General features: G+C 70.1%; 11 protein-coding genes. 2 read left to right on the top strand and 9 right to left on the bottom strand.

The genetic code is table 11. From position 1 onward, the window contains the following. Positions 1 to 54: 54 nt before the first annotated feature. The 3 genes from MQE23_RS20875 to sbnA form a co-directional block, all read right to left on the bottom strand. Positions 55 to 270, bottom strand: a complete 216-nt coding sequence (locus MQE23_RS20875; protein WP_020277676.1) for an MbtH family NRPS accessory protein — start codon at positions 268 to 270, stop codon at positions 55 to 57. A gap of 230 nt (positions 271 to 500) precedes the next feature. Beyond that, positions 501 to 2,750, bottom strand: coding sequence for an MMPL family transporter (locus MQE23_RS20870; RefSeq protein WP_243379854.1), 2,250 nt, complete (start codon positions 2,748 to 2,750; stop codon positions 501 to 503). Between the two features lie 202 nt (positions 2,751 to 2,952). After that, positions 2,953 to 3,954 (bottom strand): 2,3-diaminopropionate biosynthesis protein SbnA, encoded by a 1,002-nt coding sequence (gene sbnA, locus MQE23_RS20865; RefSeq protein ID WP_037674473.1) that lies wholly within the window; start codon positions 3,952 to 3,954, stop codon positions 2,953 to 2,955. 472 nt (positions 3,955 to 4,426) lie between these two features. On the opposite strand from sbnA, the gene MQE23_RS20860 reads away from it, so the two are divergent. Next, the gene (locus tag MQE23_RS20860) at positions 4,427 to 5,104 is read left to right on the top strand and encodes a DUF4097 family beta strand repeat-containing protein (protein ID WP_020277679.1); all 678 of its coding nucleotides are present in this window, start codon (positions 4,427 to 4,429) and stop codon (positions 5,102 to 5,104) included. A gap of 68 nt (positions 5,105 to 5,172) precedes the next feature. Here MQE23_RS20860 and MQE23_RS20855 read toward each other — a convergent pair whose 3' ends face one another. The 6 genes from MQE23_RS20855 to MQE23_RS20830 all read right to left on the bottom strand — a co-directional run bounded on the left by MQE23_RS20855 (position 5,173) and on the right by MQE23_RS20830 (position 10,992). Next, entirely contained in the window at positions 5,173 to 7,056 is a 1,884-nt protein-coding gene (locus MQE23_RS20855) for an AfsR/SARP family transcriptional regulator (protein ID WP_243379852.1), read from the bottom strand. A gap of 231 nt (positions 7,057 to 7,287) precedes the next feature. Beyond that, complete coding sequence (gene sbnB / locus MQE23_RS20850; protein ID WP_037674485.1) at positions 7,288 to 8,328, bottom strand: 2,3-diaminopropionate biosynthesis protein SbnB; 1,041 nt, start codon at positions 8,326 to 8,328, stop codon at positions 7,288 to 7,290. A 238-nt stretch (positions 8,329 to 8,566) separates the two neighbouring features. Continuing rightward, positions 8,567 to 9,070, bottom strand: coding sequence for a hypothetical protein (locus MQE23_RS20845; protein WP_020277683.1), 504 nt, complete (start codon positions 9,068 to 9,070; stop codon positions 8,567 to 8,569). Between the two features lie 101 nt (positions 9,071 to 9,171). Further along, complete coding sequence (locus MQE23_RS20840; protein ID WP_051185769.1) at positions 9,172 to 9,453, bottom strand: hypothetical protein; 282 nt, start codon at positions 9,451 to 9,453, stop codon at positions 9,172 to 9,174. Beyond that, entirely contained in the window at positions 9,450 to 9,785 is a 336-nt protein-coding gene (locus tag MQE23_RS20835) for a metalloregulator ArsR/SmtB family transcription factor (protein ID WP_020277685.1), read from the bottom strand. The genes MQE23_RS20840 and MQE23_RS20835 overlap by 4 nt, the downstream gene beginning before the upstream one ends. Positions 9,786 to 9,933: 148 nt before the next feature. Then, positions 9,934 to 10,992, bottom strand: coding sequence for a hypothetical protein (locus tag MQE23_RS20830; protein ID WP_020277686.1), 1,059 nt, complete (start codon positions 10,990 to 10,992; stop codon positions 9,934 to 9,936). A gap of 660 nt (positions 10,993 to 11,652) precedes the next feature. Between MQE23_RS20830 and MQE23_RS20825 the strand changes: the two genes are divergently transcribed. Further along, on the top strand, positions 11,653 to 12,249 hold the full coding sequence (locus MQE23_RS20825) for a DUF5994 family protein (protein ID WP_243379851.1): 597 nt from the start codon (positions 11,653 to 11,655) through the stop codon (positions 12,247 to 12,249). The last annotated feature ends 4 nt before the right edge of the window (positions 12,250 to 12,253 follow it).

The following is a 12,253-nucleotide window of genomic DNA, read 5'->3' as shown; positions in this document are numbered from 1 at the left end:
GGCGCGGTGGCGCCCGACTCGCCAGCGGCAGGCCGACGGCGGTGAGGGTGAGGGTCAGGCGCTCGCCTGCTCCATGCGCCGGCGCAGGCTCAGCGGGCGCATGTCCGTCCAGACCTCGCCGATCCGGGCGAGGCACTCCTCGCGGCTCCCCGTGGTACCCGCCGCTCGCCAGCCGGCCGGGATGTCACGGTCCGCCGGCCAGATCGAGTACTGCTCTTCGTCGTTGAGGACCACGTGGTAGATGCGGTCGTCGGCACGCTCGTCGGCCATGACAGTTCTCCTCGTCGGATGATGAGTGGTGCTGCCGGCCAGTCGGCCGCAGCGGGCTCCGCGGCCCGGGATTCACGTCCGTCAGGCTGCGGGCATCGTGCTGTTCATCCTGTCGAGCGCTCCCATACTCCGGCTCTACCGGAGCTATCTGGCCATGGTGGCGACAGAGCACGGCCCGGCCGCCCCGTGGGTGGGGGCGGCCGGGCCGTGTGGTTTCCGAGAGCCGGGGCTCAGACCCGTTCGACGTCCTTCGTCCGGTCCTCCGTACCGCTGTCCGGCGCCACCTCCTCGGGGCCGGCGGGCGGCTGCGGGGTCTTCTCGGCGGCTACGGCTGGAATCCAGGCGAGCGCTCGTGGCAGCCTCCAGCTGCGGTCCCCGAGCAGGGCCAGTGCCGCCGGCAGCAGTACTCCGCGCACCAGCGTGGCGTCCACCAGGATGGCCACCGCCATGCCGATGCCGAGCATCTTGTAGTCGAGCATGGACAGCGTGGCGAAGATCGAGAACACGGCGATCATGACCACGGCGGCGCTGGTGACGACGCCGGCGCTGCCGCCGATGCCCCGTGTCACCGCGGTACTCGTGTCGGCGCCGTCCATGCGCAGTTCCCTGATCCGGCTGAGGATGAAGACGTGGTAGTCCATCGACAGACCGAAGAGGATCACGAACATGAAGAGCGGGAGCCAGCTGATGATCCCGCCGTACGACTCGAAGCCCAGCAGGCCGCTGAGGTGGCCGTCCTGGAAGATCAGCGTGACGACTCCGTACGCGGCGCCGATGGACAGGACGTTCAGCGCGATGGACACCAGCGGGATCGCCAGTGACCGGAACGCAGAGACGAGCAGCAGGAACGCGAAGATCAGCACGAAGGCGAAGACGACCGGCGTACGGCTGTCCAGGGCGGCCGCCATGTCGGCCGGGCCGGCCGTCTGGCCGGTGACCGCGTAGCGCAGTCCGTCCACCTCGCCGAGGCTGCGCGGCAGTGCCTCCTCACGCAGCAGCTCCAGCGCCTTCAGCGACTTGGCGTCGTTCCCGGTACCCGCCAGCGGGACGGTGACGACGACGGTCCCGCCGTCGCCGATCTCCGCGGTCCGCACCGGTTCGGCGAGCGCTCCGCCGCTCTTGGCGACCTGCTCGCGCAGGGCGGTGACCGCCTTGTCGAAGGCGCCGGTGCCCACGGCGTCGCCGGTGACCACGACCTGGGCAGGGGCCGGCTTGCCGGGGAACGCCTCCTGGATGGCGACCAGGTGGGAGATCTCCGGCACGCTGTCCGGGAACCGCTCCTGGAGCCCGGGATCGGCCAGCCGCATCCCGGCGGCCGGCAGCGCGGCCAGTACGAGCGCGGCGACCGCCGCACCGCCCCAGAGCAGCGGCCGACGCACGACCTGAGTCACGACGGCCGTCCAGACCCGGGATTCGCGGGGCTCGGCGCGGCGTCGGCCGATCCAGGGCAGGCGCAGGCCGTCCACCTTGGGACCGAGCATGGACAGCACGGCGGGCAGCGCGGTCAGCGAGCCCACGACGGCGAGCAGAACCACGGCGATGGTGCCGACGGCCATGCCGGTGAAGGTGTCGATGCCGGTGAGGAAGAGGCCCGCCATGGAGACGGCGACGGTGAGCCCGGAGATCACGACGGCCCGCCCGGAGGTGGCCGCGGTGACCCGCAGGGCCTGTTCCGTGTCGCGTCCGGCCAGCCGTTCCTCCCGCTCCCGACGCAGATAGAACAGGGTGTAGTCGACGCCCACGGCCATGCCGACGAGGAGCACCACGGAGGAGGCCGTGTCGTTCACCGGGAGCCAGTTGGCCGCGAGGGTCAGCAGCCCCATGGAGGCGAGGACGGCCGTCACGGCGAGCAGCAGCGGGATGCCCGCCGCGATCAGCGCGCCGAACACCACGAGGAGGATGGCCAACGTGAGGGGGATGGAGGTCAGTTCGGCGGTGCCGAAGTCCTCGCTGGTGGCCTGCTCGACGGCGAAGTCGACACTGGCGTCACCGGCCTGGACGATCTTCAGTCCCTTGTGGTCCTCGGCGACCTGCGCGATGCGCCGCTGGGTCTCTTCCACGACGCCCGCCGCGTTGTCCCAGCCGTGACCGGGTCCGGCGAGCGAGAACGTGACGAGCACGGAGCGGCCGTCGGCGGAGACCAGGCCGCCGGGTTCGGCGGGTGTCGGGACCACCACGTCCGACACCTTGCCGGTCAGGCCGCGCAGCGCCGTGCCGACGTCCTGGACCGCCTGCTGAAGTGCGGTGTCGCTGCGGAAGCCCGGGGAGCCGTCGCGAGCCTGGACCAGGATGTTCTCACTGGGCGGCCGGGTGTCGTCGCCCGCCTCCTCGACCATGACCTGGGCCCGGCCCGACTCTCCCGGGTCGTGGTTCTGCGGACCTTTGCCGCCCACGGCCGCGCCCACCACGAAGGTGAGCACGACGAAGAGCAGCCAGCCGAACAGTGCGGTCTTGCGGCGGCGTGCCGACCACGCGGCCACTCTCTCGACCAGGGGTTCCGGCTGGCCTCTTCCCGGCTGAGATGGGGTTGTGGGGGTAGCCGGCGGACCGTTGGAGGGCACGAGCGGCTCTCCCTTCTCGTTCGATTCCTTCAAGTACCGCGCGGACATGCGCGACACGCCTGAGGGCCCGCCGGGGCGCTGTGCGGGAGCCGGCTGACCGGGACGGGGCGGGCGGCAGGGATCAGCCGTCGCTGTCCTTCTGCTGCTTCCACAGATGGGAGATCTCTCCGAAGGACGAACTGACCCACCGGTCCGAGTAGATGGTGTCCAGGTATCTGTCGCCCCCGTCCGGGAAGATCAGAACGCAGTTGGAGTCGGGAGTGATGCGGTCGGCGAACTTCTCCAGCGCCGCCACGGTCGCGCCGGAGGAGCCTCCGGCGAGGACCGCCTCGGAGAGCACCAGCCGACGGCAGGCCACGACACAGTCGATGTCGGACACGTGCACCACGTGGTCGGCGGCGTCAGGGTCCAGGAGTGCCGGCGGTACGGAGGCCCCGTGCCCGGGGATGAGCCGGGGTGCTCCCTGCTTTCCGAAGATCCTGCTGCCCACCGCGTCGACCGCCACGACGGTGGTGTCCATCCCCTGTTCGCGCAGGTACTCGGAGCATCCGCGCAGGGTGCCGAAGGTGCTGACGGCGGCGAACAGGTAGTCCACCTTCCCGTCCAGCGATTCGACGATCTCCCTCATCGTGTTGCGATGTGCCTGCGGGTTGTGCAGGTTGGAGTACTGGTTGGGCCAGTAGGCGCCCGGCACGGTGGCCACCAGTTCGCGCACCCGCGCCAGCCGCGCAGCCAGGTACTCGCCCGACTCGGGGTCCGGTGTCAGGACCACTTCGGGCCTGGCGCCGTAGGCGCGCAGCAGCGCCAGGTTCTGCTGTGTGGTCTTGGCATCGACGACACAGATGAAGTCGATTCCGTAGTAGCGGCAGATCTGCGCGATCCCGACGGCCAGGTTGCCGGAGCTCGACTCGACGACGACCGAGCGCCCCGGGACGAGTTCGCCGTCCTGGATTCTGCGCAGCAGCATCCCGAGGGCGGACCGGTCCTTGACACTTCCTCCCGGGTTGAACCTCTCCATCTTGGCGAAGACCCTGGAACCAAGCCCAGGGAAGATCTTTCCCAGCTCCACCAAGGGTGTTTCCCCAATGGCCGCCAGAATTCCGTTGAGCACGGGACGGCCCATAGTGGCTGCCCTCCGCTGCGTGATCGTTTTGTTCCGGGGCCCGTGGGCAGATGCCGCGGGCCGCCGGCTGACGGCGATCAGCCTGGAGGGCTCCTCTATGGCGCACCTATCGCGCATCCATGGCAACGACTTCCCACCGGCCCGCACGGGTGCCTGACCACCACGAACGTCCATGTCCCAGGCCCCCCATCGGTCCGCGCACACCATGGCGGCCGAGGCCGGGGGTGTGGGTTCTCTCGCGTCCGGACGGCGAACGCGGCGGCCCGGGCGGTCGGCCGGGGCACCGCATCACCATGGCACACCGGAACCGGCCGGAGGGGGGTGCCCGGTGTGCCCGCGGCGGCAACAACCTGCCACCGCAGGCTCCTGCCAACGCAGTCGCCTGACAGCACTTACACGGGTTGAGCAGACTTGTCGACTGGGGCCTTGGGGCCTCCGTGCGCCGTGTCACTCAAGGCAAAGGAAACACTCCGTGAAGACCAAGGCTTCCGCCGCAGCAGCACTGACGCTCATGGCGCTCGTAGCCGGCTGCACGTCGGGCGACGAGACGTCCGAGAGCAGCTCGTACACGGTGAAGGAAGCCGTCTCGGCGCTGAGCGTGAAGAGCAACGGCGGCCTCATCGAACTGGTTGCGAGCGACCGCACGACCGTACAGGTCACCGAGAAGTTCCTCTACTCGGGCTCCAAGCCGGAGACGCGGCACGCGGTGAGCGGCTCCACGCTCTCCCTCGAAACCCGCGGCTGTTCGGGGGACTCCTCGCCCTGTGAGGTCTCGTACCGGATCGAGGTGCCGCGGAAGCTGACCGTCAGCCTCAACTCCGAGGGCGGTGACGCCGAAGTCAAGGGCCTGGCCGGAAAGCTCACCGTCGAGACCGAGGGCGGCAGTGCGACCGCGGAGCAACTGGCCTCCACCACCGTCAAGATCGCCAGCGGTGGCGGTGACGCCGACGCCGTGTTCACGTCCGCGCCGGACAGCGCCGATGTGAGCACCGACGGCGGTGACCTCACCGTACGGCTGCCCGCCGGGTCGTACGCCGTCGACGCGGACGCCGAGGGCGGGGAGGAGAAGGTGACCGTCAAGACAGACCCCGCCTCGTCGCACAAGGTGATCGCCAGGTCCGGCGGCGGCTCGGTCTCCGTCACCTCCTGAGGCCCTGAGGCCTGAGCTACGAGACCACCCGCTGTCCCTTCTCCCCGGCGGGAGAAGGGACAGCGGGTTCAGGCCACTTCGCCGCGCTTGCTGACCAGTCGCCGATGCGGCCGGCCGGCCCGGTCGAGCGCCGTGTGCTGTTCCCGGCCCGGCTCTCCCCATGTCGCCCGCTCCAGACCGAACGCCCGGACCAGCCGGTGCATGCGGTAGCCGCGGTTCTCGCCCTCGACGGGCTCCAGCAGGTGGTCGTCGACGAGGAGGTCCAGCACGTCCTGCGCCGCGTCCAGCGGCAGTTCGAGCAGCAGCGACGCCGTGCGGGCGCTGAACGAGGGGACGTCGTGCCGTGCCAGCATGCGCAGCGCGCGCTGGGCGGGCTCGGCCAGCCGGCGGTAGCCGGCTTCCAGGGTGTCGCGCACCCGCAGATCCGCGAGGCACAGCTCGTCCAGGGTGCGCCGCGGATCGGTGAGCCGGTCGGCCAGGCTGCGCGGCGTCCAGTGCGGCCTGGCGGCCAGTCGCGATCCGGCTATCCGCACTGCCAACGGCAGCCCCCCGCACGCCTCCGCGAGTTCCTCGGCGGACTCCGGATCGGCGGCGAGCCGCTCCTCGCCGACCGTCCTGCACAACAGAGCGGTCGCCTCGGCCCGGGTGAAGGTACCGAGGACGAGGGGACGTACGCCTTCCAGGGCGCTCAGCCGGGACCGGCCGGTGACCAGCACACCGCAGCCGGGCGCGGCGGGCACCAGGGGCCGGACCTGCCAGGCACCCGCGGCGTCGTCCAGCATGATCAGACAGCGCCGGTCGGCCAGCGTGCTGCGGTAGAGCCGGGTGCGCTCGGGCAGGCCGGCCGGGATGTCCCGGCTGTCGACGCCCAGTGCCCTCAGCAGGTCTGCGAGCGCGTCGGCGGGGTCCAGCGGGGACGACGAGCTACCGCGCAGGTCCACCCAGAGCTGGCCGTCGACGTAGTCGTCGACGAGTTGGTGCGCGACATGCAGCACGAGCGAGGTCTTGCCCACGCCGGGCATGCCGGTGACCACGCCTACGGCCGGTGTCCCGGCGCGGGGCCGGGTGGCCAGCTGGGTCCGCAGCCGGATGGCCTCCTGCTCACGGCCGGTGAAGTCCCAGAGCGCGGGCGGCAGTTCGGCGGGCGCCTGTCTGTGTTCCTCGGCCCGGGGGGCCGCCTCGCCCGGAGTGGCCAGTACGGGTGCGGCGACCAGGATGGACTGGTACAGCCCCTGGAGCGACGGGGTGGGGTCGATGCCCAGTTCGTCGGCCAGGGTCCGGCGGCAGTCCTGGTACACGGTGAGCGCGTCGGCCTGCCTGCCGCACCGGTACAGGGCGGTCATGAGCTGGCCGCACAGCTGCTCGCGGAGCGGGTGGGCGGCGGACAGGCCGATCAGTTCGGAGACGAGTTCGGCGTGGCGCCCGAGGGCGAAGTCGGCGTCGATGCGTCGCTCCAGGACGGTCAGCCGCATCTCCTCCAGCCGGCCGCGCTCGGCCTCGGCCAGGAACTCGGTCACGCCGCCGAGCACGGGCCCGCGCCAGACCGCCAGCGCCCGGCGCAGCAGGTCCGCTGCACGGTCCGCCTCGCCCGCGGCCAGCGCGTCACGGCCGAGCGCGGCGAAGTGCTCGAACTCGGCCACGTCGGTGTCCCACGTGCCCTCCTGCCCGGGGCCGTCCGGCAGTCGCAGGAGGTAACCGGGCCGCTGCCGGACCACCTCGGCGTGGTCGCCGAGCAGTTGGCGCAGCCGCGACATGTAGGTCTGGATCTGGGCGGCCGACGTCGTGGGGGGCTCCTCGCCCCACAGAAGGGCGGAGAGCCTGGAGTCCGGTACTACTCTGCCTCGCGCGAGGACCAACGCGGCGAAGGCGGTTCTCAGCTTGGACCCGCTGAGGGCGATCTTGTGGTGGGGCGTCGTCCACGCTTCGACCGAGCCCAGAACCAGGAATCTCATGTTCTCCCTCTCAGTGCATGCGCAAGAGGGGTGCGTCCCCACTGAGGACGCCCGCATGCTGTGGCTGTGGTGCGTACTGGCGAGTGAGCGGGAACCGTGCTTGTGGGAAAGGCTGTCGTTCCGCACGCTCTCGGGCCGGCGCGGCAGGCGGTGGGGGCACCCGCGGCGCGACCGGGGTCACGGCTTGTGGCCGTGCGTCACCGGCGGGAAGAGTCGATCGGGTGGGCCGGCTCAGCCGCGCCCGTATCGGTCCAGTTCGTGGAAGAAGTCGTCGACGACGGCCAGTTCGCCACGTCGCTGGATCTCCTCGTAGACGAAGCCGCCGACCGCGAGGTCGAGGACACCGAGACCGAACGGGGAGAACACCAGGGGCCGGCCGGCGGGCAGGTCGGCCTTGCCTTCCAGCACCTCGGGGAGGGTGGCGTGCAGGAAGTCCCGGTGTCCGACGCGCTGTTCGGCCAGGTGCGGTGAGGTGTCCGCCTTCAGACAGTGTTCGACGTCGTCGACGACGTTCGTGGCGGAGAGGATGATCTCGGGCGACAGGTCGCGCAGCGACACGTTCAGCACCAGCGGGTTGTGGGCGAACCACGACGGGTCCGTGATGTGCGGTGCCGCCGCGACGGTGGCGCAGACCACCAGGTCGCAGGAGCGGATCAGGTCCTCGGCGCTGTCGTGCACAGTGACCGGGCTGTCGTCGCCGGTGTTTTCGAGGTAGGAGCGGAAGCCCTCGGCGGACTCCGCGGACAGGTCGTACAGCCCGGTCTCCTCGAAGGACCAGCCGGTGCCCGTGAGGTAGGTGTGGATGTACCGCGCGATCAGTCCGGTGCCGATGAAGCCGACCCGAGTGGGGCGCCGGCGGTCACGGGTGAGGACGTCTGCCGCCAGGGCCGCGGAGGCGGCGGTGCGGGTGGCGCTGACGATGGAGCTTTCCAGACAGGCGAAGGGGTAGCCGGTGTCGTGGTCGTTGAGGACGAGCACCGCGGAGGCCCGGGGAAGCCCGCCCGCGACGTTCTCGGGAAAGCTGGAGATCCACTTCAGGCCGTCCAGCCGCTGCCGGCCGCCGAGGGAGGCCGGAAGAGCGATGATCCGGGCCGTGGGGCGGTCCTGAAAGCGCAGGAAGTAGGACGGAGGATTGACGGTCTGTCCGGCTCCGTGCAGCCGGTAGGTCTCCTCGACCAGTTCGGCGATCCTCTTCTCCTGGCCGTGCAGTGCGTCCCGCACCTGCGCGCCGGAGATGACGGCGAACGATGGTGTCGTCACGCCTTTGGACATCCAGGACTCCCCCCACCACCTCGCCGGAGGCGAGGTACAAACAGGTCATGTCGAGGGGACGATCCCGATACAGGTCAGGTTCGTTCAGCGCTCGTTCAGAAATGATCAGGCTCGCTCGCGAACCATCAGGATTCCCCCGTCGGTCAGAATCCTGCCGCTTTGGCGCGGAACTGTCAGCTCGTCAGACTGTCAACCTCCTGCAATGACAGGACGATGCCAAAGTGATCTCAGGACAGTTTCAGAGCATGTGAGGCGTTGCAGGTGCCGGCCACAGGGCGCTGTACAGCCGGTTCTGTGCGGTCGTGACGGTGACCCCGCGATAGTCCCCCGCGGTCTCGGCGAGCCAGAAGTCGGGGCCCAGCCGCGTGGCCAGAATCGTGCGCGGGGCGCCCCCTTGCGTCTCGCCGACGAACTCCGCGCAGACGCTGAACTCACCGGCGGGCAACCGGCCCCAGGTCAGTGACCACGGCCGCTCACCGCGCCGGCCGTGCAGCGCCCCGGCCAGCACTCGGCCGGAACCGGCCAGGGCCGGGGTCAGCGCCACCGGTTCGTCATCGGACAGCAGGGCGAGTGCGGGGCGGCCGTTGAACGCCGGGTTCGGAACCAGCCGGACCACGATGCCGCTGTTCGCCAGCACCAGGTCACCGCCGGCACCCGGCGGACGGACTCCGTCCTGGCGCGGAGCGGGCTCGGCCACCGGTTCGGGGGCCACCGCCAGGGCGGCCGTCGGCGTCTCGGTCATTACGGCGTTCCTGAACACGGAGTTTGTCCTTCCAGCCGGGGGGTGCGGGTGAGGGGCTCTGAGGATGAGCCCCTAGAGACGTATAACCGGGCGGCGTCGAGTCACTCGACGTCCTTGAGGACCCGCTCGACGGTCTTGACCCGGTCGCTCATGTCGTTGAGCTGGAGGCGCACCTCGACCAGTTCCCGCTCCATGTCCTGCTGGGCCATCACGGCCTTCTCCGCGATGCTCTTGTAGTCGCTCTCCCTGGACATCACGGTCTTGGCACGCCACACCGCGATCGTCGGCCAGATCACGAGAACCGCGCACACGAGGATGAATCCCATGGACCCGAAGGACCAGATCATGCCGTCGTCGTAAGCGGCCAGCTGCACAGAGCTCATTTACGGTCTCCTTGACTTTGGTCAGCGGTGAGTGAGAGCGCGGCCGCTGCGAGGGCCTCGGGCGTGAGGTGCAGCGAGAACGGCTCGATGTCGTAGTACTTCATGGCCTTGCCGTCCTCGGAGAGCACGAGTCTCGAGGTGACCAGCCCTGCCGCTTCCAGCTTGCGCAGGTGGACCTGGAGCAGCGCACGGCTGATCCCCATTTCGCGCGCCAGCCGGCTCACGTAGTCCTCGCCGCCCGCCAGGGCGGCCAGGATGCGCATCCGGTGCGGGTTGGCGAGCGTGGCCAGGATCTGTACCAGCCGGTCACCCGTCACTTCGGAAAGCTCCATGCTCCTCCTCCATCTGCAAACAAATACTTGCAGGTGCTAGAGCGAGGTGTCAACTGCCTGGTGGAGTGAGCACATGCAATGGCGGCGTCCAAGGAACAGGAAGGGCGCCCCGCCGACCGGCGAGACGCCCTTCTGGTGGTGGAACAGATCAGCCGCAGCGCCACACGGCCGGGAACCGCGGGAAGGTGCTGCCTGTGCGGGCCTTCGCGCCTGCCAGCGTCCCGTCGTCGGCGAGCGCGTGGAGCGCGCCGTCGCTCGGGGCGGCACCCACGCCGGTGGTCAGCTGCCACAGGCTGGCGACCAGCCTCGTGTCGGTGCCGAGGATCAGGCCCTGGCTGTTGATGGCGGAGGCGCTCTGACCCTTCGGCAGGGCCGTCGCCTTGCCGTCCTTGTTCCACAGGACGGCGGACGGGTCGAAGTCGGAGGTCAAGGCCTTGCCGATGACATAGCCGTTCGAGATCCCCGTGACCTGGGCGTGCGCCGAGCCGGCCGGGATCGGCAGCTGCTTGGCGACGCCGTCCTTCCACAGGTACGGCAGCCAGGTGCCCTTTCGGTTGTCGACGACCGTGATCGCTACCGTGCCGTCGCTGTCGACGCCCTCGACCTGGCTGCCGCGGGGGAGGCCGGGCAGCTTGACCACGGTGCCGGGCTGGTCGGCCGGCCACTTGTAGACCTCGGTGTAGTTCGGGTCGGCGCCGTAGCCGTGGCCGTAGATGTCCCCGTTCTCCGTGATCGCGCTCGTGTGCACGTCGTGGGTGTTGGGGAGCACCGGGAGCTTCTCCAGCTTGCCGTTGCGGGAGACGACCGGGAACCAGGACCAGGTCGGGAAGCCCTCCGTCGCACCGGTGATCTTGGCGCCCTGCCCCACGACGGTGCCCTTGGTGTTCACGTCGCTGACCATGAGGTCGAAGTCGGCCCCGGCCGCGGGCCCCAGGTCCGTGACCTTACCGCCCGACCAGAGGACGGCATGCTGCAGCGAGTCCTCCTCCGGGAACTCGACCTCCCCCGCGTACACCCCGGCCCCGGCCGTCGCCGTCACGGCCCCGGCCTTGATGCCCTCCGGCACCGGCAGGTGGGTCGCCTTGTACGCGCAGGCCTGGGCAGCGGCCTGAGGGGCGGCCTGGGCGGACGGTGCGATGCCAGTCACTGCGGAGGCGGCGAGGAACGTCGCGGCCAGTAACGTGACGTTGCGTCTTTTCGGGTTCATGTCATCCCATCGAAGCGGTGAATGCCAGCCCGCCAAGTATTCGCGCCGCCTCTATGTTCCTCCTATGTCACACACAGTGACGACATGCTGGGCGGCGAGGCTCGCGCTCCTGTGAAGTGGACCGCGAGGGGTCTGGCCGTACGGCCTGGATTCCGCGAAGCGGCGGGACGGACTGGGTGCCGAAGCGGAATTGGACCAGACAAGAAACCGGGCACGCCAAGGGCACGACATCCGGGCTTGCCTGTCCGGGGCGCGGGGACCGCCGCTCCGCTCGCGCACCGACCACGTGCCGGGAACCGGCCGCGTGTGCCTTCGCTCATGCGTACCCGGAGAGTCGCCCTTGTGAAGCTGTCGGCGGGGTGGTCAGGCGAACGCCGATGACCGACCGGGCCCTGCCGACGGCGCGTCAGATCGAAGTCAGCCGCGATCCCGCCGAGGGGTGCTCACTGCCCGAGCCCGGAATCGTTGCCTGAGGGACGACGGTTCCGGGGAGGGGCGCATGGGACCGTTCCTCCGTTGTCGGTACGGTCCGTTGGGCCTGTTCGAGGAGTACCCTGGAACTACCGAGGATGTTCCGCGCACTGGCTTTCAGGCTCGTGTCGTTTTCGGCGATCGAATATTCCGGGCCGGCTCATGTCGGCCCGGGGCAGGGTTCGCGTCATGACTGCGACCATTTCCCGCCCGCCGACGACCGAGGCCGATGACCGGTTCTCCCCGGCCTTTCTGCGTCTGTCGCTGGCTCCCGCCGGCTCCGCCCCGGCTCTGCTGGACGGCGCCTGGTGGCCCCGCTCCCGCGATCTCGGGGCGGAACTCCCGTCCCTCAGCGCCGTACTGGATCCGCTGTGGGGGCGGATCACCCGGGTCACGGTGAATCCCACCCAGTGGCCGGTCATCGCGCGCAAGGTGCCCGTCGCCGGGCACGTGGTGAACGTGGGCTGTGTCCGGGACGAGCAGGACCCGCATGAACTGCTGTTGCTCTCCTACCACGTGGGCCGCTGGAACCTCTTGGTCGTCCCACCGCAGACGGCTCCCGACTCGGCCGCCTGGCTCATGGCCGCCGCGAGTGACCCACGCTGCATGTCGACCGCGAGCCGGCTGGTGGAGGAGGCGACGCGCCTGCGGACACTGCACGACGCCGACCGGGCTGTGGAGGCGGTCTGGGACTCCGAAGGAGGGATTGAGTCCCAGGACGGGGCCGCACGTCCACGGAGCCCGGCCATGACCGCCGCGATGCCGCAGCAGCCGATGGGAAGGTGAGGAC

The organism is Streptomyces sp. HP-A2021 (assembly GCF_022807935.1).
Lineage (GTDB): Bacteria > Actinomycetota > Actinomycetes > Streptomycetales > Streptomycetaceae > Streptomyces > Streptomyces afghaniensis.
The sequence above is the reverse complement of the archived record's forward strand: the minus strand, read 5'-3'. Positions and strand labels throughout refer to the sequence as shown.